Source organism: Flavobacterium sp. XS2P24 (genome assembly GCF_030010285.1).
Lineage (GTDB): Bacteria > Bacteroidota > Bacteroidia > Flavobacteriales > Flavobacteriaceae > Flavobacterium > Flavobacterium algoritolerans.
In genome coordinates this window covers 204,307-223,906 of sequence record NZ_JASCRU010000004.1, presented here as the reverse complement: position 1 = coordinate 223,906, position 19,600 = coordinate 204,307, and the positions used below count along the sequence as shown (strand labels likewise).

Here is a 19,600-nt window from a genome sequence, read left to right as displayed (position 1 = left end):
AATATTTATAGTATAACCTAGGTAGAATATAGATTATCGAAGGATAAGACCTGAATTCATAATCTCTACCTTAAACAATTTAAAATGGCAAGATATACTGGTCCAAGTACAAGAATTGCTCGTAAATTTGGCGAGGCAATTTTCGGAGACGATAAAGCTTTCGAAAAAAGAAATTACCCACCCGGACAACACGGGATGGCTAAAAAAAGAGGAAAAAAATCTGAATATGCTGTCCAGTTAATGGAAAAGCAAAAAGCTAAATATTCTTACGGAATATTAGAAAAACAATTCAGAAATTTATTCGAAAAAGCATCAGCTACTAAAGGAGTTACTGGTGAAGTTTTATTACAATTGTGTGAAGCAAGATTAGATAACGTTGTTTTTAGAATGGGTATTGCTCCTTCTAGAAGAGGTGCTCGTCAAATCGTTTCTCACAGACACGTTACTGTAAATGGTGAAGTGGTTAATATTCCTTCTTACCACCTTAAGCCTGGTGATAAAGTTGCTGTTCGTGAAAAGTCTAAATCATTAGAAGCTATCGAACGTTCTTTATCTAATTCAAGTCATGTTTATGAATGGATTACTTGGAATAATGATATCAAAGAAGGTACTTTCGTTTCTGTACCTGCGAGACTTCAAATCCCAGAAAACATTAAAGAACAATTAATCGTAGAGTTGTACAACAAATAATAATTGACTTAGTCGAAATTTATGGCAATATTTAATTTTCAGAAGCCCGATAAAGTTATCATGATCGATTCAACCGATTTTGAAGGTAAATTTGAATTTAGACCTTTAGAACCAGGTTACGGATTGACCGTTGGTAATGCACTTAGAAGAGTTTTGCTTTCAGCATTAGAAGGTTATGCAATAACATCTGTTCGCATTGAAGGTGTAGATCATGAGTTTTCTACTATTTCAGGAGTTGTTGAAGACGTTACCGAAATTATCCTTAATCTTAAACAAGTACGTTTCAAACGTCAAATTGAAGATATCGATAATGAATCAGTTACTATTTCTGTTTCAGGTAAAGACCAATTAACAGCTGGTGATTTTCAAAAATTTATTTCAGGTTTTCAAGTTTTGAATCCAGAACTAGTTATCTGTAATTTAGACAGTAAAATCAAACTTAATTTTGATTTAACGATCGAAAAAGGTAGAGGATATGTTCCTGCTGAAGAGAACAAAAAACAGAATGCTGCAATTGGAACTATTTTTACAGATTCAATTTTTACTCCGGTAAAAAATGTAAAATATGCCATTGAAAACTTCCGTGTAGAGCAAAAAACAGATTACGAAAAATTAGTTTTTGAAATAAAAACTGATGGTTCAATCAATCCAAAAGATGCCCTTACTGAAGCTGCAAAAGTTTTAATTCACCATTTCATGTTGTTCTCTGACGAAAGAATTACACTCGAGGCTGACGAAATTGCACAAACAGAATCATATGACGAAGAATCATTACATATGAGACAATTGCTTAAAACTAAGCTTGTTGATATGGATCTTTCTGTAAGAGCACTAAATTGTTTGAAAGCGGCTGAAGTTGATACACTTGGTGATTTAGTATCGTTCAATAAAAATGACCTAATGAAATTCCGTAATTTCGGTAAAAAATCTTTAACTGAGCTTGATGAACTTGTTGCAGTTAAAAATTTGAACTTCGGTATGGATTTAGCAAAATACAAACTAGATAAAGAATAATCTAAGCCGCAAGGTTTAAATTTACATAGCAATGAGACACGGAAAAAAATTCAATCACTTAAGCAGACAGACTGCACATAGAAAATCTATGTTAGCTAATATGGCTTGTTCTCTTATCGAGCACAAACGTATTAACACTACTGTCGCTAAAGCAAAAGCACTTAAACAATTCGTTGAGCCGCTTATAACAAAATCTAAAGCTGATACGACTCACAATCGTCGTATCGTTTTTGCTTACTTACGTAGCAAATATGCCGTAACTGACTTGTTCAGAGACGTAGCTGCTAAAGTAGGAGACCGTCCAGGTGGATACACTCGTATCATTAAAGTTGGAAATCGTTTAGGAGATAATGCTGATATGGCAATGATCGAATTAGTAGATTTCAATGAACTTTACAATGGTGGTAAAAAAGAAGTTAAAAAAGCAAAAAGCCGTCGTGGTGGAAAAGCTAAGAAAGATGAAGCTACTGAAGCTCCAGCTGCTGAAACTGAAACAACTACAGACACTGCTGAGTAATTATGAAAATAATCATTCAATAAAAATCAAGGATAAGCTAGTACTAGTTTATCCTTTTTTTTTGTTTTTTTTGGAGCAAAAACCTTGGGATTTAATTGCGCATCTTCCTGCTGTCCACTGTATCTTTTACTTTTAAAGAAAAGCAAAAGGGTGCAGTTCCCATCAGGGCTAGATTAGAATGTTTTTATTTTACAATAAATTTCAAAAACTTGCATCCATTGCTTTAAAGGATTAAATTTGCACAATATTTAACTACAGATGAAACGAGCTTTGCGAGTTCCATGAGACTATTAAAAAAATAATAGAAATCAAAGAATGAAATATACAACACGACAAAAAGCAATTCTTCTATTAAGTGACGGAACCATATTCCATGGAAAATCTATTGGGATAAGCGGAACCACTTTTGGAGAAGTTTGTTTTAACACTGGAATGACAGGTTACCAAGAAATATTCACTGACCCATCTTATTTTGGTCAATTAATGGTAGCCACCAATGCCCATATTGGAAATTATGGGGTAAATGATTCAGAAGTTGAATCAGAAAGTATTAAAATAGCGGGATTGGTTTGTAAAAACTTTAGCTTCAATTATTCTCGTGAAGATGCTTCAGGGAGTTTAGAAGACTATTTTATCAAGCAAAACCTAATCTGTATCTCTGACGTAGACACACGTGCGCTAGTAAGTTATATCCGTGACAATGGCGCTATGAATGCAGTCATTTGTACTGATGAAACTTCAATAGAAGAACTAAAAATTGCATTGGCAAAAGTGCCAGATATGAAAGGTTTAGAATTAGCTTCTAAAGTTTCTACCACGGAACCTTACTTTTTTGGAGATGCAAATGCAACTTATAAAATTGCGGCACTTGATTTAGGGATTAAAACAAATATTCTTCGTAATCTTGCCAAAAGAGATTGCTACATCAAAGTATTTCCTTTTGATTCTTCGTATCAAGATTTAGCAGCATTTAATCCAGATGGATACTTTTTATCTAATGGACCTGGTGATCCAGAACCACTTTTTGGAGCTATTCAAGTTGCAAAAGAAATCCTTGAAAATGACAAACCTTTATTCGGTATCTGTTTGGGACATCAAGTTATTGGTTTAGCAAACGGAATTTCGACTTATAAAATGTTTAATGGTCACAGGGGAATCAACCATCCTGTAAAAAACATCATTACCGGAAAAGGAGAAATAACTTCTCAAAATCATGGTTTTGCTGTTAATAAAGCAGAACTGGATAATCATCCTGATTTAGAGATTACTCATCTTCATCTAAATGATGGAACGGTAGCAGGTATGCGAATTAAAAATAAAAATTGTTTCTCAGTTCAATACCATCCGGAAGCAAGTCCAGGACCACATGATTCTTCTTATTTGTTTGATCAATTTATAGAGAACATAAAGGATAAATTAGGATAACTTCCTAAATTAGATATTGAAAAGGGTTTGACTTTTAATTAAGTCAAACCCTTTTTTTAATTACAATTACATTCCAAAAGGATATGTTTCCGGAATTTGGTTTCCGTCTGGCTGTATGTGTATGGGATGTAATGCACTTGTTTCGTCTAGAAAAATAAAAGCATCGTATCTTTTTGGTAATATTGTGGGAACATAATTTCCGAATCTTTCGTGTTCTGGATTGTAGACAACTCCTATTGCACGATGTCCTATATAAGTTGAAAGACACTTTTCATCCTTTACTTTATTCATTAATAATAATTTGTTTTTGCCATTGCCAGCAAGATGAAAAGCATGTTCCCAACTGCCCATAACTGCTTCGGGAACTTTTATTTTTCGCATCGAATCACCCCATTCTCTGCCGGCAACGACACTTCCTTTATAGGAGCCAAATCCTACCGCGACAACTCCATCATTCAAATGTTGTACTCTCATTAGCTGTCCTACATTTACCATTCCTTCGGAAGCCATTTCTGTAGCACGGGCATCGCCAATGTGGGTGTTGTGTTCCCAAACAATAATTTTAGCATCTTTTCCATGAAATTCCATAAGTCGTTGTATGGTGGCGACCATGTGTTCATCTCTAATGTTCCAAGAGGCAGAACCTCTTTTTATCATGGCGCGATAATATTTTTCGGCATTTCTGGCAATAAATGCATTTTGTTCTGTGCTTAAAACATTTTCTGCATCGTGGTTGTAATTGGGTACATTTTTAATAATTTCCGTAAGCATGTGTAGGATTTCTTTCTCGCATAATTTTGGAACATAGGAAGAGGCTCTGGCATAAGATTGCCCATCGTCTTTATTGTAGGGTTCAAAACATTTCATGGCTGTTTTTGCAACTGCAAGTGCTTTTGGATCATTTTTTTCTAAATATTGAATAATCGAATTCATAGATTCCCTAAAACTGTATACATCCAATCCGTAAAATCCTATTCTTTTATCAGCAGAAAAACTTTCGTTATATACCTTGAGCCAATCTATGAATGCTGCTGTTTCCCAATTTGCCCACATCCAAGTAGGCCATCTTTTAAACTCATTCATAACGCTAAAGATATCTTTCCCGGAATCTAAATATCCTTTTGCATACCGATTTAAACGATAGCAATCCGGCCAATCTCCTTCGACTCCTACAAATGAAAATCCTTTCTCCTGAATGAGTCGTTGTATTATTTTAGCTCTCCATGTATAATATTCATGTGTGCCATGTGACGCTTCACCTAAAAGGACATATTTTGCATCTCCTATATAGTCTATTAATGGGTCTAAATCTGTTGAATTTTCCAATGAAGAAGCCGTTTTATTCAATAATGCTACAATTTCACTAGAATTCATTAAATTGTTAAGGTTTTTTAAAGCTTCCATCACATATTTATTTTTTAATTTAGAAATTGAATTATAAAAATTGCTAATCTGGAATGCTGTAATAGTACGTGGATTTTTTGGTTTTAAAAAAGCTGTATAAATTTAATGTATATAATTGATAATGAGGTTATTTGTGTTGATTTGTTTGTTGAAATCAATTGGTTTTAGGCTTAAGTAAGTGACATTAAGGTTTAGTTAATGTAGCACACATTTCCTGAATTAGATTTTAATGGAATTGAAAAAAATAACAGATAATGTAAAAATAAATTCTTAAAATAGCTTAAATGTTTTGTTTGCCAAAAAATTATAACGTTTTCGTTAATAACATTCATTATTTTCATAAAATCATTCAAAAAGATAGAATATATTTGTATTTTAAAATTTAAAATTTTAGTATATGAGTATTATTATCAAAATTCACGCAAGACAAATTTTCGATTCAAGAGGAAATCCTACAATAGAAGTAGATGTAATTACAGACAATGGTGTTTTAGGAAGAGCAGCAGTACCATCTGGAGCTTCAACAGGAGAGCATGAAGCAGTTGAGTTACGTGATGGAGGAAAAGCATTTCTTGGAAAAGGAGTTTTGAATGCTGTGAAAAATGTGAATACCATTATTTCTGAAGAACTTGTTGGTGTTTCAGTTTTCGAACAAAATCTAATTGATCAAATGATGATTGATTTAGATGGCACTCCAAATAAATCAAACTTAGGAGCAAATGCAATTTTAGGTGTTTCACTAGCTGTAGCAAAGGCTGCTGCTAATGAATTAGGATTGCCTTTATACAGATACGTAGGTGGTGTTTCTGCAAATACATTGCCGGTTCCAATGATGAATATCATCAATGGAGGATCACATTCTGATGCGCCTATCGCGTTTCAAGAATTCATGATTTTCCCTGTGAAAGCAACTTCTTTTTCACATGCAATGCAAATGGGAACTGAAATTTTTCATAGCTTGAAAAAAGTGTTACATGATAGAGGACTTTCTACAGCAGTAGGTGATGAAGGTGGTTTTGCACCAAATCTAGCTGGAGGAACTGAAGACGCTTTAGATACTATCAAAAAAGCTGTTGAAACTGCTGGTTATACTTTTGGAGATGAAATCATGATTGCTTTGGATTGTGCTTCTGCTGAGTTTTATGTAAATGGAAAATACGATTATTCTAAATTTGAAGGTGAAACAGGTAAAGTTAGATCTTCTGCTGAACAAGTAGAATATTTAGCTGAATTAGTAGCTAAATATCCTATCATTTCTATTGAAGATGGAATGGATGAAAATGACTGGGATGGATGGAAATTACTTACAGAGAAAATTGGAGATAAAGTACAATTAGTAGGTGATGATTTATTTGTTACTAATGTAACACGTTTGTCTACTGGTATCGAAAAAGGAATCGCTAATTCAATTCTTATTAAAGTAAACCAAATTGGAACTTTGACTGAAACTATTGCAGCTGTCAATATGGCTAAAAATGCAGGTTACACTTCAGTAATGTCACACCGTTCAGGAGAGACAGAAGATAATACAATTGCAGATTTAGCAGTAGCTTTGAACTGTGGTCAAATAAAAACAGGTTCAGCATCTCGTTCTGATCGTATGGCAAAATACAATCAATTATTAAGAATTGAGGAAGAATTAGGAAATACAGCTTATTTTCCTGGTAAAAATGCTTTCAAAATCAAATAATTTCTTACGATATTTTTATTTAGAGCCATTCACGTTTTGTGAGTGGCTTTTTTTTATAATATTTAACAATTTCATTGTGTTATTCTCTTTTTAATTAGTGTTTAATTCCCTAGATTTGATAAATTATTATTTTAAAAGTTTATTTTCAATTATATTATGTCAAAAATAGCAACATTAGAAATTGATGGTAAAAAATTTGAACTGCCGATCATTGTAGGAAGTGAAAATGAAGTTGCCATTGATATTAACAAATTACGTGATTTATCAGGTGTAATTACACTTGATCCAGGTTATAAAAATTCAGGTTCTTGTAAAAGTGATATTACTTTTTTAGATGGAGAGCTTGGAATCCTTCGATACAGAGGATATTCAATTGAGGATTTAGCTGAAAAAGCAGATTTTCTAGAAGTATCATACCTTTTAATTTTCGGGGAGTTGCCTACTGTTGATCAGTTAGCACAATTTGAAACTGATATTAGAAAATACACTTTGGTCAATGAAGAAATGAAAAACATCATTGATGGTTTTCCTAAAACAGCTCATCCAATGGGTGTTTTAGCTGCGTTGACAAGTGCATTAACAGCATTCAACCCAAAGTCGGTAAATGTTGAGAACGAAAAAGAAATGTATGAGGCTGTGTGTAAAACTATGGGTAAATTCCTTGTTATAGCAACTTGGACGTATAGAAAAAGCATGGGTTATCCTTTGAATTATTACGACAACACTAAAGGATATGTAGAGAACTTCATGCGTTTAATGTTTGAATTGCCTACAGAACCTTACACTGCAAATCCTGTAGTAATTGATGCATTAGATAAATTATTTATTCTTCACGGAGATCATGAACAAAACTGTTCTACATCTACAGTGAGAATGGTAGGTTCTTCTCATGCAGGATTATTTGCATCGATTTCTGCTGGAGTTTCTGCACTTTGGGGTCCATTACACGGAGGAGCAAATCAAGCAGTTCTTGAAATGTTAGAAGAAATCCATAGAAATGGTGGAGATGCTGATAAATATATGGCTAAAGCCAAAGACAAGAATGACCCTTTTAGATTGATGGGTTTTGGTCATAGAGTCTACAAAAATTTTGATCCAAGAGCGAAAATTATAAAAAAAGCGGCTAACGAAGTTTTATCAACTTTAGGAGTTGAAGATCCAATTCTTGCAATCGCTAAGAAACTAGAAGAATCAGCTTTAGAAGATGAGTATTTCAAATCAAGAAATTTATATCCTAATGTAGATTTCTATTCTGGAATTATTTATAGAGCTTTAGGAATTCCTACCGATATGTTTACTGTAATGTTTGCAATAGGACGTTTACCGGGTTGGATCGCACAATGGAAAGAAATGCGTGAAAATAAGGAGCCTATCGGAAGGCCAAGGCAAGTTTATACTGGTCACCCTTTGAGGGATTTTGTACCAACAGATAAAAGATAAAATCAGTTTAAAAAGCTTCACTAATTAGTGAAGCTTTTTTTATATTTGCCAAAAGCTAAAATACATGTTAGAGTTAAATATAAAGAATGAAACTTCGAGACTTAGAGCTGTAGTTCTGGGTTCAGCAGTCAATAATGGACCTACGCCAAAGGTTGAAGATGCCTATGATCCAAAATCATTAGAACATATTTTAGCAGGCACTTATCCGCAGGAGAAAGACATGGTAAACGAAATGGAAGCATTCAATACTGTGCTGAAAAAATATAATGTGACCGTTTATCGTCCGGAAATGATTGAAAATTACAATCAGATATTTACAAGAGATATTGGTTTTGTAATTGATGATGTTTTTGTGAAATCAAATATTTTGCCGGATAGAGAGCGAGAATTAGATGCTATTCAATATATAATTGACCAAGTTGATCCTAAAAAAGTGGTGCGACCTCCAGAGGAAGTTCACATAGAAGGTGGTGATGTGATGTTGTGGAACGATTATATTTTTATTGGAACCTATAAAGGCAGTGATTACAAAGATTATGTTACTGCACGAACGAATGTGCAAGGAGTGCAATATATTAAGGATTTGTTCCCAAATAAAATTGTTAAAGAATTTGATTTGGTAAAATCTAAAATTGAAGCCCGCGACAATGCATTGCATTTAGATTGTTGTTTTCAGCCGGTAGGGAACGATAAAGGGATTATCTACAAAAATGGATTCCGTGAAGAAGCAGATTATTTATTTCTGGTAAATCTTTTTGGAAAAGAAAATCTATTTCATATTACCAGAGAAGAAATGTACAATATGAATTCCAATGTTTTTTCTATCGATATAAATGTTGTCGTTTCTGAAAGAAACTTCACGAGACTTAACAATTGGTTGCGTGGAAACGGTTTTGTAGTCGAAGAGATTCCATACGCAGAAATTGCAAAACAAGAAGGATTATTACGGTGTTCTACCTTACCTTTAATTAGAGATTAAATATTTGTTTAGGGTTTAAAGTTTAACGTTACCCAACATTAAACTTTAAACTGTTAAACATTAAACTAAAAATAATATGAAACAAACAACAAATTCTATATTGATGATTCGCCCAGTTGCGTTTAGAATGAACGAACAAACGGCAGTTAATAATTATTACCAAAAAGTATTAGACGGACTTTTGCCTGCAACAGTAAATGCTAAAGCGCAACAAGAATTTGATGCTTTTGTCGAAAAACTTACAGCAGCAGGTGTTGATGTTACTGTTGTTGATGATACATTGAATTCAGATACGCCGGACAGTATTTTTCCGAACAACTGGATTTCTTTTCATGAGAATGGAGATGTGGCTTTATATCCAATGTTTGCAGAAAATAGAAGGCAGGAACGTCGCGAAGATATTCTGGATATCTTGGAAGATAAAGGCTTTGTAATTAACAATATTGTAGATTATACATCGGCTGAAGAAGATGGTTTTTTCTTGGAAGGAACAGGAAGTTTGCTTTTGGATAGAGCCAACGCAAAAGCGTACTGCGCATTATCTCCCAGAGCTGATGAAGAATTATTTATCGAATTCTGTGAAGATTTTGATTATGCACCAGTAATTTTTGAAGCTTTTCAAACTGTTGATTCAGAACGAAAACTGATTTACCATACCAATGTGATGATGTGCTTGGGAGAAACTTTTGCAGTCATTTGTGCAGATTGTATCGATGATAAAAAAGAACGCAAAATGGTTTTGGATAATCTAAAAGAAAACGGAAAAGAAATCATTTTGATTACTGAGGCCCAAATGAATAATTTTGCGGGTAATATGCTTGAAGTTCGTGGAGCAAATGATAAAAGATATTTGGTCATGAGTGCAGCTGCACATCAAAGTTTGACTCCAAAACAAATGGAACAATTAGAAAAACATGCCGAAATTTTGAGTTCAAGTTTAGATACAATTGAAGCTTGTGGCGGAGGAAGCGCCAGATGTATGATGGCAGAAATTTTCTTGCCTAGAAATTAAAAAAAAACCGGATAAGATTCTGAATCTTATCCGGTTTTTTTCTTGTTTTAATTTAGGAGAGATTCCCTTTTATAATATTGATAATTGCACTCACGATATATTGTATTCCTATCGCAATTACAATGAAACCTACAATTCTTGATATCGCAACAATTCCGGATGCTCCCAGTATTTTTGCTAAATAATGGGCGCTTTTTAGAATGATAAAAATAGCAACTGCAATGGCAAGAATAGCAATTGAAGAAATGATGATCTCCATACTTGTATTGTGTTCCTGATAAAATGCGATAAGTAAAGAAATAGAACCAGGACCTGCAAGCATAGGGATTGCAAGCGGAGTCAAGGCAATATCATTCCTTTTTTGTGCATCAGTTTCTGCTTTTTTATTGATACCTCTCTTTTTATTAAACTTTCCTGAAAGCAAGGAAAATCCAGAACTCACAATAATAATTCCTCCGGCAATTCTTAGTGCGTCAATACTGATTCCAAAAAAAAGTAATACATATTGTCCAATAAAAAACGAGACGATAAGGATGATAAATACATTTATCGCCGTCCATAAAGAAATTCTGGAACGCTCCTTTTTAGTGTCATTTTGGGTAAGTCCTACAAAGATAGGAACGGTGCCAATAGGATTTAATACCGAAAAAAGTGCGACAAACAGATAAATAAATAGATCCATATTTTGTTTTTTAATAGTGTAAAAGTACTCTTTTTTTACTTTTTAATGTTAGCGTAATGTTTTTTCTTACTTTTATAACTAAACCTAATAATTGCTAAACTCATGGGTCTTTTTTCATTACTTTTGCAAAATATAATTACAGAAAATGATAAAAAATAAAAAAACGCTAGTTCTTGGAGCTTCAACAAAACCTGCTAGATATTCTTTCATAGCGATTGAAAAACTGGTTGATAAAGGACATTCAGTTCTTGCTATCGGTCAAAACGCGGGTGAAGTAGCCGGAATAAAAATCCAGACTAAAGCTATTCCACTAAAAAATATCGATACGGTTACGCTTTACCTAAATCCTTTGCGTCAGCGTGATTACTATAATTATATCGTTGAGGCACAACCAAAACGTGTTATTTTTAATCCAGGAACTGAAAATCCTGAGTTCTATCAATTGTTGAAATTAAATGACATCAAAGTCGAGATAGGGTGTACGCTGGTTATGTTGGCAACAAATCAATATTAGTTTTTTTGGAGCTATTCCAGCTATTCGTTACAATCTTTTATAAAGCTGTAAGCCTTCAAAAGGCTTCCAGCTTTATAAAAGGATTTTCACTTCTATCTGGGCTAAAACTAGAATCGTGTTCCTGAAGTTGCTTTCTTGCTAATCATTAACAATCCAAGAAAAGTGATTAGCCCGTTTACGATAATCAATTCGTTATCGAAAACATATCCGAAAAATAATGCTTTAGAATTTTCACTGATAAAGTAAGTTACTGCCGGAGATAATAAGCATATAATCGGAACAAATTTGTCTTTGACTGTTTTTGATTTTACAAATAATCCAAAACAATACAATCCCAAAAGTGGGCCATACGTATAGGATGCAACCCTAAAAATCATTCCTACAACAGAACTGTCATTAATAGCATTAAAGAAAATAATCACCAGAAACATTAGGAATGAAAAGGCAATATGAACAAAATGTCTGGTTCGTACTACATTTGGTTTCCCTAGATTTTCTACTTTATCCATTCCTAAAAAATCCACACAAAACGAAGTTGTTAGCGCTGTTAACGCGGAATCCGTTGTGGCAAAAGTTGCGGCCGTTAATCCCAACAAGAAAATAACGGATGGAATTAGTGTTAAATGGTTAAAGGCAATTTCTGGAAATAGCAAATCGGTTCTGGGTTTTCCGGTAACTAAATCAGTTGGAATTTCAATTCCGTTTTTAGTGGCATAGATATAAAGTAAAGCTCCCACACTGAGGAAAAAAATATTGATAAGTACAAATATTCCAGTGAACGTAAACATGTTTTTTTGAGCTTCGCCAATGTTCTTACAACTCAGGTTTTTCTGCATTAAATCCTGATCCAAACCTACCATGGCAATAGTAACAAAAATTCCTCCCAGAATTTGTTTTACAAAATGAAACTTACTCGATATGAAATCTTCAAAGAAAAATACTTTTGAATAATTACTATTTTTTACTTCTTCAAAAGCTTCAAAAACATTCAGGTTTAAACTTCTGCAAATAAAGAAAATTGTCAAGAAAACCGAAGTGACCAAGAAAAAAGTTTGCAAAGTGTCAGTAATAATAATGGTTTTCAATCCGCCTCGATAGGTATAAGCAAATATCAAAGCTAGCGAAATTAAAACCGTTACTGCAAATGGAACTCCGTAAAAATCAAAAACAAAACGTTGCAAAACAATCACAACAAGATACAATCTGAATGCAGATCCAATGGTTCGGCTAATCAAGAAAATAGTTGCGGCGGTTTTATAGGAATAAATTCCTAGCCGATGTTCGATATAACCATAAATCGAAGTTAGATTCATCCGATAATATAGTGGTAGCAGTACTTTTGCAATAATGACGAAACCAATAGCATTGCCTAGTACAAATTGAAAATACTTGAATTGTTCCCCATTTGGAGAGCCAACTTCTCCCGGAACTGAAATAAAAGTCACTCCGGAAAGTGCCGTTCCAATCATTCCAAAAGCGACCAAGTACCATTTGGAGTTTTTATTGGCTTTAAAAAAAGCATCATTGCCGCTGTCTTTTTTGCTTACAGCATGAGAGATGTAAAATAAAATTCCAAAATAAACGATTATAAGTATTAGAATGGTGCTCGGAGTCATTTTGTATAAATATTGTTTGGACCAAATTACACAAATAATCTTCAAATTTTCAAATTATCTATCCCGAACGTTCGGGACAAATTAACTACTTTTGCTGTTATGGAATTTTCTTCAAAACTTATAGAAAAAGCAGTTAACGAAATGTCTCAGTTGCCAGGAATTGGTAAGCGAACGGCGCTGCGATTGGTATTGCATTTGCTAAAACAGCCAAAAGAGCAAACAGGTTTTTTATCTCAAGCACTAGTTGCTATGCGGGAGGATATTAAATATTGCAATAGCTGTCATAATATTTCGGATAGTATACTGTGTGAAATTTGTGCTAATCAGGGTAGGAATCACCAAATCATTTGTATTGTCGAGGATATTCGTGATGTTATGGCAATTGAAAATACAGGTCAGTTTAGGGGTATTTATCATGTTTTGGGAGGTAAGATTTCCCCTATTGACGGTGTTGGTCCCAGTCAGTTGAACATTACTACATTGGTCGAGAAGGTGAAATCAGGTAGTGTCAACGAAATAATTTTTGCGTTAAGCTCCACAATGGAGGGCGATACCACCAATTTTTATATCTATAAACAAATCGCTGATTGTGAAATAATCATGTCAACAATTGCAAGAGGGATTTCTGTGGGAGATGAGCTCGAATATGCTGATGAAGTTACCTTGGGAAGAAGTATTTTGCAAAGAGTACCTTTTGAAAAGTCTTTTAAAAATAATTAATCCATTTAATGAATAGCGATGCTTTTTAAATAGTAAATGAAAAGCTATATTTGTCGTTAAAAATATTGAAAATGAGCAAGTCCGTACTCTATTTGTTGTTGTTTATTAGTGTGTTGTTTTCTTCTTGTATTTCAACTCAAGATTTAATTTACCTTCAGAAAAAGAATAATTCAGATGGTGAAACTATGATTGCGGCTGTTGAGTCAAAACCATACCGATTGCAAACTAATGATGTTTTGAGTATTACCATAAAAGCAATAGATCCTAAATTAGTTGCTATTTTTAGTCCTTCAAATGATGGAGGTGCTGGAGGTAAATCAGAGTCAGGACTGTATTTTGACGGTTTTACAGTGGATGATCATGGTAATATAAGAATTCCTGTTTTGGGAGAACTAAATGTCATTGGTTACACGCTGGATGAAATTAGGGTTAGAGTTGAGAAGCAATTATTAGCAGAGTATTTTAATAAGGAAGCTAATATTTTTGTAACGGTTAAATTAGCAGGTTTACGATATACAATAAATGGAGAAATTGGAGGTCCAGGCACAAAAATAATGTTTCAAGAACAGGTAAATATCATGGAAGCTATTGCTAATTCTGGAGATATTACTATTACGGGTGATAGAAAGGCAGTTACAATTATGCGAAAAACACCCACTGGAGTTCAAATGCACGATTTAGATCTTACGGATATAAATGTGATGCAATCACCTTATTTTTATTTACAGCCAAATGATTATATTTATGTAAAACCATTGAAGCAAAAAACTTGGGGGACCGGAAAAACAGGGATAGAATCTTTGGGGACTATCATTACATTGTTGTCTTTAGCTACAACCACTTTTTTACTATTAAAAAATTAAAACAGCGCTCAAAAAATGTTAGATATAAAAGATTTTTCGATTTTTGAAAACCAAGTAAGCTTTGACTTCAAGGGTTTCTTAATAAAAATCGGAAGTTATTGGAAATGGTTTTTAATAAGTTTACTACTCACTTTCACGATTGCTTATCAGGTAAATATTCGTAAAGAAAAAATTTACGGTATGGAAACACTTATTTCCGTAAAAGAAGAAAGCAATCCGCTTTTTACATCAAATACCAGTTTGGTCTTTAATTGGGGCGGGACTTCAGATCAGGTTCAGACCATATCAACGACTTTACAGTCAAGATCTCACAATGAATTGGTTGTAGATAAATTACAATATTACATTAATTACTTAGTTCAGGGAGAGTATAATTTGGTAGACGCTTATGGTGCAGTTCCTTTTTATGTCAATATTGATAAGTCAAAAGGGCAATTAGCTGGAACCTTAATAGGGATTAAGTTTATAAGTGAAGATACGTATGAAATTAGAATTCCTTTTGAGAGCCAAAATATTTCTATAATTACCTATTCGGATAATTCATATAGTAATACAGCAGTAGCAGCAGGAGATTTTATAAAAAGATATAAGGTAGGCGAAAAAGTTTCTTTGCCCTTTTTAAATTGGAAGTTGCAAATAAATGAAAATCCAGGTTTCTATAAAGGAAACGAATACTTTGTGCAGTTTAGTGATTTTAATGGAACGGTATCAGGATATAAAGGAATAAACGTAAGGTCAGATGATAAAGGCGGTTCTATAATTACCTTAGGTATGCAGGGAACTAATAAAGCGAGAATGGTTGAGTATTTGAATGCAACTGTTAAAATGCTTATCAAAAGACAGCTAGATAGTAAAAACCAGTTTGCGACCAATACGATTGCCTTTATAGATAGTACATTAGTCACTATGGAATCCCAACTTAAGGAAACAGGGAATGAGTTAAAATCCTTTAGAAAAGGTAAAAACATTTATGATATAGAAGAAGGTGGGGGTAAATTTTCAGAAAAGATTTTGGAATTTGATGTCAAAAAAGACGAGATTAATCGTAAAATGGCTTATTATAATTCATTAAAAGCATACTTAAAAAGCAGTGTAAACTACGCAAAACTTCCTGCACCTTCAGTTGCAGGAATAGAAGATCCAAATATTGTAGTAAATATTTCAAAGTTAATAGCATTATCTACTCAAAGATCAGAAATGGCTTATGCTGTAAAGAGTGATAAAATATTTAAGGATTTTGACAATCAAATGGAGGCTATTAAAAATGTTTTGTTAGAGAATATAGCTACTGCCAAAGCATCTCTTCAATATGATTTAGCTATGGTGAGCAGTAAAATAAATGAGGCTGAAAGTACTATAAAGGGACTTCCGGATGATCAGCAAGAGCTCATAAAGATTAAAAGAAAATATGATTTGAGTGATAATATTTACAGCACTTTTCTTCAAAAAAGAAGCGAAGCAGACATTGTTAAGGCGGCAAATTTATCAGATGTTCATTTTATAGATCCCGCTAAGGATGTTGGCGGAGGACTTATAGGGCCAAAAACATCAGTTAATTATGTATTGGCTTTATTTCTGGGGATACTTTTTCCGTTGGTTTTTGTATTTGCTGTTTTCTTTATCAATAATTCAATTCAGAATGCTGAGGATATCAGTAAGATGACTAAAATCCCTTTAATAGGAGTTGTAGGTGTCAATAAAGAGAATACTAATTTAGCGGTGTATGACAAGCCAAAATCAGCTTTATCAGAATCCTTTAGAGCCATCCGTTCTTCTCTTCAGTTTCTTTATAAGCAACAAAATTTAGATGGAGCAAAGACACTAATGATCACATCTTCAGTGAGTGGTGAGGGAAAAACATTTTGTTCTATAAATATTGCTACGGTATTTGCACTTAGCGAGAAAAAAACAGTGGTTATTGGTCTGGATTTGAGAAAGCCAAAACTGTTTACTGAATTTAATTTGTCGAATGAAGTTGGGGTAGTCAATTATTTGATTAAACAAAAAACGATTGACGAAATTATCAATCATACACACATACCTTTTCTAGACGTTATTTTATCAGGGCCAATTCCGCCAAATCCTGCAGAAATGATAATGAGCGAAGGGATGGGAGAATTGATAGGAGAGTTAAAAAAAAAATACGATTATATTATTTTGGATACACCACCAGTAGGCTTAGTATCGGATGCTTTGGAGTTAGCGCAATATTGCGATGTTACTTTGTATATAGTGAGACAGAATTTCACTAAAAAAGACATGATTACGTTGTTGAACAACAGAGTGAAACGTGGAGAACTTAACAATGCCAGTATTGTTTTAAATGGTTTGGAGAATAAAGCAAAGTATGGTACTGGATACGGGTATGGTTATGGATACGGGTATGGCTATGGGACCTACGCAAATGGATATTATGAGGAAGGTAAGCCCAAAAGTATTTATCAAAGAATAGCACAGAAGATTTTGAAAAAGCAAACGAAGTAATTGATTGTTTAAAAATAAACACAGATGAAAATAGAAACAAAAAATTCCATTTTAATAACGGGTGGAGCAGGGTTTATAGGCTCTAACCTGTGTGAGTATTTTTTATCCAAAGAGTATGACGTAGTTTGTTTTGATAATTTTGCAACCGGATATAGGCATAATTTAAAAGACTTCATTAATCATCCTAATTTTCGTTTGATAGAAGGTGATATTCGTAATGCTATTGAATGCCAAAATGCAGTACAAGGAGTAGATTATGTTCTACATCAGGCAGCTTTGGGTTCTGTGCCTAGATCTATTAATGATCCAGTTACTACAAATGATGTAAATGTCTCCGGTTTTTTGAACATGCTAGTGGCATCACGGGATGCAAAAGTTAAACGATTTATTTACGCAGCAAGTTCTTCTACCTATGGTGACTCGGAAGCTTTGCCTAAAGTTGAAGCGATAATTGGAAAGCCACTTTCTCCTTATGCGATAACAAAATATGTAAATGAGTTATATGCTGAAATTTTTAGCAGAACCTATGGTTTAGAGACAATCGGTTTGCGTTATTTTAATGTTTTTGGTCGAAAGCAAGATCCAAACGGAGCATATGCAGCGGTCATTCCTAAATTTGTAATGCAATTGATGCAATTAGAAAGTCCAAAAATAAATGGAGATGGAAACTATTCCCGTGATTTTACTTATATCGATAATGTGATTCAGATGAATGAGTTAGCGATGTTAGCAAAAAATCCTGAAGCTATAAATACAGTTTACAATACTGCCTATGGTGACAGGAATACGTTGAATAATTTAGTTGATTATTTAAAGGAATTCTTAAGTGTTTACGATGAAAGAATTGCTGCTGTCGAGATAGAATATGGACCTAATAGAGCAGGTGATATTCCGCATTCTTTGGCAAGTATTGACAAGGCTAAGTTGTTGTTAGGATATGATCCAAAATTTTCGATGCCAGAAGGATTGAAAGCGGCTGTAGAATGGTATTGGAATAATCTTAGGTAGAAAGTATCTTGTTTTTTTAAGAAAAAGAACACAAAAAATTAAGATATATTTGCAAATTAAAATTTGAATAAATGAAAATCACAAAAATTTGTTGCATTGGAGCTGGATATGTAGGTGGTCCAACTATGGCAGTTATAGCTCAAAAATGCCCACAAATACAAGTTACTGTAGTAGACTTAAACGACGAACGGATAGCTGCTTGGAACGATGAAAATACGGATAATATTCCCATTTATGAGCCTGGATTAGATGTAATTGTTAGTGAAGCAAGAGGCAGAAATCTATTTTTTTCCACTGAAGTGGACAAAGCAATCGATGAAGCCCAGATTATTTTTATATCAGTAAATACGCCTACAAAAACCTATGGAAAAGGGAAAGGGATGGCAGCTGATTTGAAATATATTGAATTGTGTGCGAGACAAATTGCCAGAGTAGCTAAAGATAACAAAATTGTAGTAGAAAAATCTACACTTCCTGTTAGAACAGCTGAAGCGATAAAAAGTATTTTAGATAATACCGGGAATGGCGTTCAGTTTCAAATTCTTTCTAACCCAGAGTTTTTGGCCGAAGGTACTGCTGTTCAGGATTTATTGAATCCGGATAGAATTCTAATTGGAGGAGATCCTTCGGAAGAAGGACAAAAAGCGATACAGGCACTTGTTGGTGTGTATTCGAATTGGGTGGCGTCTGAGAAAATATTAACTACTAATTTATGGTCATCAGAGTTGTCAAAACTGACAGCGAATGCATTTTTGGCACAAAGAATTTCATCGATTAATGCAATGTCTGAGCTTTGTGAAAAAACAGGGGCGGATGTAAATGAAGTGGCGAAAGCTATAGGAATGGATAGCAGAATTGGATCAAAATTCCTGAAAGCTTCGGTTGGATTTGGAGGTTCTTGTTTTCAAAAAGACATATTAAATTTGGTTTACATTGCCAAATCGTATGGACTACATGAAGTTGCTGATTATTGGGAGCAGGTAATTATAATGAATGATCATCAGAAAAGGCGTTTTTCGAACAATATAATTCAAACACTTTACAATACGGTTTCTGATAAAAAAATAACCTTTCTTGGTTGGGCTTTCAAAAAAGACACGAATGACACTAGAGAATCTGCTGCTATTTATGTTGCAGATGATTTAATAAATGAACATGCAAGAATTGCTGTTTACGACCCCAAGGTATCTAATAAAAAGATAATTAACGATTTAAATTATCTAGAAACCAGAAGTGCTGAGTTAAATGTAAATAGTGTTAGTTCTTTTGATAATCCTTATGATGCATGCCATAATGCTCATGCTATAGCAGTACTTACTGAATGGGATGAATTTATTAATTATGATTGGCAAAAGATATACGATTCCATGCAAAAACCTGCTTTTGTTTTTGATGGTAGAAACTTGTTGAATGCATCAGAATTAAGAGCAATTGGTTTTGTATATCAGGCTATAGGTTCCTAAAAAAAGGAGATTGTAAAGAAGCAAAAATAACAAAGAGACAGAGTTATTATGGATAAAGTTGAGACTTGTTGTCTCATCC

17 protein-coding genes are annotated in these 19,600 nt (G+C 33.7%); 14 read left to right on the top strand and 3 right to left on the bottom strand.

The genetic code is table 11. The features are described from left to right. The first annotated feature begins 84 nt into the window (after nt 1–84). The 4 genes from rpsD (at nt 85) to carA (ending at nt 3,646) form a co-directional block, all read left to right on the top strand. Entirely contained in the window at nt 85–690 is a 606-nt protein-coding gene (rpsD, locus tag QLS31_RS05435; RefSeq protein WP_099713439.1) for a 30S ribosomal protein S4, read from the top strand. 21 nt (nt 691–711) lie between these two features. Further along, nucleotides 712–1,704 carry a DNA-directed RNA polymerase subunit alpha gene (locus QLS31_RS05430; protein WP_039110214.1) on the top strand — a complete coding sequence of 331 codons (993 nt, stop codon included), beginning with the start codon at nt 712–714 and terminating at the stop codon, nt 1,702–1,704. Nucleotides 1,705–1,735: 31 nt separating this feature from the next. Further along, entirely contained in the window at nt 1,736–2,221 is a 486-nt protein-coding gene (gene rplQ / locus QLS31_RS05425; protein ID WP_099713438.1) for a 50S ribosomal protein L17, read from the top strand. A 315-nt stretch (nt 2,222–2,536) separates the two neighbouring features. Beyond that, on the top strand, nt 2,537–3,646 hold the full coding sequence (carA, locus tag QLS31_RS05420) for a glutamine-hydrolyzing carbamoyl-phosphate synthase small subunit (protein ID WP_282743039.1): 1,110 nt from the start codon (nt 2,537–2,539) through the stop codon (nt 3,644–3,646). A 66-nt stretch (nt 3,647–3,712) separates the two neighbouring features. Here carA and QLS31_RS05415 read toward each other — a convergent pair whose 3' ends face one another. Continuing rightward, nucleotides 3,713–5,020: an erythromycin esterase family protein gene (locus tag QLS31_RS05415; RefSeq protein ID WP_282743038.1), complete on the bottom strand. Its 1,308-nt coding sequence runs from the start codon at nt 5,018–5,020 to the stop codon at nt 3,713–3,715. A gap of 427 nt (nt 5,021–5,447) precedes the next feature. Here QLS31_RS05415 and eno point away from each other — a divergent pair, with 427 nt between their 5' ends. The 4 genes from eno to QLS31_RS05395 all read left to right on the top strand — a co-directional run bounded on the left by eno (nt 5,448) and on the right by QLS31_RS05395 (nt 10,171). Continuing rightward, nucleotides 5,448–6,740: a phosphopyruvate hydratase gene (gene eno / locus QLS31_RS05410; RefSeq protein ID WP_099713436.1), complete on the top strand. Its 1,293-nt coding sequence runs from the start codon at nt 5,448–5,450 to the stop codon at nt 6,738–6,740. A gap of 156 nt (nt 6,741–6,896) precedes the next feature. Next, nucleotides 6,897–8,180 carry a citrate synthase gene (locus QLS31_RS05405; RefSeq protein ID WP_099713435.1) on the top strand — a complete coding sequence of 428 codons (1,284 nt, stop codon included), beginning with the start codon at nt 6,897–6,899 and terminating at the stop codon, nt 8,178–8,180. Nucleotides 8,181–8,244: 64 nt separating this feature from the next. Then, the gene (locus tag QLS31_RS05400; protein ID WP_282743037.1) at nt 8,245–9,159 is read left to right on the top strand and encodes an arginine deiminase family protein; all 915 of its coding nucleotides are present in this window, start codon (nt 8,245–8,247) and stop codon (nt 9,157–9,159) included. Nucleotides 9,160–9,235: 76 nt separating this feature from the next. Next, nucleotides 9,236–10,171: an arginine deiminase-related protein gene (locus QLS31_RS05395; protein ID WP_282743036.1), complete on the top strand. Its 936-nt coding sequence runs from the start codon at nt 9,236–9,238 to the stop codon at nt 10,169–10,171. Between the two features lie 52 nt (nt 10,172–10,223). Here QLS31_RS05395 and QLS31_RS05390 read toward each other — a convergent pair whose 3' ends face one another. Then, the gene (locus QLS31_RS05390; protein ID WP_099713432.1) at nt 10,224–10,853 is read right to left on the bottom strand and encodes a MarC family NAAT transporter; all 630 of its coding nucleotides are present in this window, start codon (nt 10,851–10,853) and stop codon (nt 10,224–10,226) included. A 148-nt stretch (nt 10,854–11,001) separates the two neighbouring features. Between QLS31_RS05390 and QLS31_RS05385 the strand changes: the two genes are divergently transcribed. Then, a complete protein-coding gene (locus QLS31_RS05385; RefSeq protein ID WP_099716185.1) occupies nt 11,002–11,367 on the top strand; it encodes a CoA-binding protein in 366 nt (121 codons plus the stop codon). 107 nt (nt 11,368–11,474) lie between these two features. Here QLS31_RS05385 and QLS31_RS05380 read toward each other — a convergent pair whose 3' ends face one another. Next, nucleotides 11,475–12,983, bottom strand: coding sequence for a sodium:solute symporter (locus tag QLS31_RS05380; RefSeq protein WP_282743035.1), 1,509 nt, complete (start codon nt 12,981–12,983; stop codon nt 11,475–11,477). A gap of 99 nt (nt 12,984–13,082) precedes the next feature. On the opposite strand from QLS31_RS05380, the gene recR reads away from it, so the two are divergent. The 5 genes from recR (at nt 13,083) to QLS31_RS05355 (ending at nt 19,521) form a co-directional block, all read left to right on the top strand. Further along, nucleotides 13,083–13,703: a recombination mediator RecR gene (gene recR, locus QLS31_RS05375; protein ID WP_282743034.1), complete on the top strand. Its 621-nt coding sequence runs from the start codon at nt 13,083–13,085 to the stop codon at nt 13,701–13,703. A 71-nt stretch (nt 13,704–13,774) separates the two neighbouring features. Further along, complete coding sequence (locus tag QLS31_RS05370) at nt 13,775–14,566, top strand: polysaccharide biosynthesis/export family protein (RefSeq protein ID WP_282743033.1); 792 nt, start codon at nt 13,775–13,777, stop codon at nt 14,564–14,566. A gap of 15 nt (nt 14,567–14,581) precedes the next feature. Next, nucleotides 14,582–17,050, top strand: a complete 2,469-nt coding sequence (locus QLS31_RS05365; RefSeq protein ID WP_282743032.1) for a tyrosine-protein kinase — start codon at nt 14,582–14,584, stop codon at nt 17,048–17,050. Between the two features lie 24 nt (nt 17,051–17,074). Continuing rightward, on the top strand, nt 17,075–18,058 hold the full coding sequence (locus QLS31_RS05360; RefSeq protein WP_282743031.1) for an SDR family oxidoreductase: 984 nt from the start codon (nt 17,075–17,077) through the stop codon (nt 18,056–18,058). A gap of 71 nt (nt 18,059–18,129) precedes the next feature. Continuing rightward, nucleotides 18,130–19,521, top strand: coding sequence for a UDP-glucose 6-dehydrogenase (locus QLS31_RS05355; RefSeq protein ID WP_282743030.1), 1,392 nt, complete (start codon nt 18,130–18,132; stop codon nt 19,519–19,521). The last annotated feature ends 79 nt before the right edge of the window (nt 19,522–19,600 follow it).

Excerpts from the sequence above, each read along its gene's own strand:
- eno (WP_099713436.1), top strand. The coding sequence starts at position 5,448 with ATGAGTATTATTATCAAAATTCACGCAAGACAAATTTTCGATTCAAGA.
- rplQ (WP_099713438.1), top strand. The coding sequence starts at position 1,736 with ATGAGACACGGAAAAAAATTCAATCACTTAAGCAGACAGACTGCACAT.
- QLS31_RS05400 (WP_282743037.1), top strand. The coding sequence starts at position 8,245 with ATGTTAGAGTTAAATATAAAGAATGAAACTTCGAGACTTAGAGCTGTA.
- QLS31_RS05430 (WP_039110214.1), top strand. The coding sequence starts at position 712 with ATGGCAATATTTAATTTTCAGAAGCCCGATAAAGTTATCATGATCGAT.
- QLS31_RS05370 (WP_282743033.1), top strand. The coding sequence starts at position 13,775 with ATGAGCAAGTCCGTACTCTATTTGTTGTTGTTTATTAGTGTGTTGTTT.
- QLS31_RS05380 (WP_282743035.1), bottom strand. The coding sequence starts at position 12,983 with ATGACTCCGAGCACCATTCTAATACTTATAATCGTTTATTTTGGAATT.
- rpsD (WP_099713439.1), top strand. The coding sequence starts at position 85 with ATGGCAAGATATACTGGTCCAAGTACAAGAATTGCTCGTAAATTTGGC.
- QLS31_RS05405 (WP_099713435.1), top strand. The coding sequence starts at position 6,897 with ATGTCAAAAATAGCAACATTAGAAATTGATGGTAAAAAATTTGAACTG.
- recR (WP_282743034.1), top strand. The coding sequence starts at position 13,083 with ATGGAATTTTCTTCAAAACTTATAGAAAAAGCAGTTAACGAAATGTCT.
- QLS31_RS05365 (WP_282743032.1), top strand. The coding sequence starts at position 14,582 with ATGTTAGATATAAAAGATTTTTCGATTTTTGAAAACCAAGTAAGCTTT.
- QLS31_RS05395 (WP_282743036.1), top strand. The coding sequence starts at position 9,236 with ATGAAACAAACAACAAATTCTATATTGATGATTCGCCCAGTTGCGTTT.
- QLS31_RS05360 (WP_282743031.1), top strand. The coding sequence starts at position 17,075 with ATGAAAATAGAAACAAAAAATTCCATTTTAATAACGGGTGGAGCAGGG.
- QLS31_RS05415 (WP_282743038.1), bottom strand. The coding sequence starts at position 5,020 with ATGAATTCTAGTGAAATTGTAGCATTATTGAATAAAACGGCTTCTTCA.
- QLS31_RS05355 (WP_282743030.1), top strand. The coding sequence starts at position 18,130 with ATGAAAATCACAAAAATTTGTTGCATTGGAGCTGGATATGTAGGTGGT.
- carA (WP_282743039.1), top strand. The coding sequence starts at position 2,537 with ATGAAATATACAACACGACAAAAAGCAATTCTTCTATTAAGTGACGGA.
- QLS31_RS05390 (WP_099713432.1), bottom strand. The coding sequence starts at position 10,853 with ATGGATCTATTTATTTATCTGTTTGTCGCACTTTTTTCGGTATTAAAT.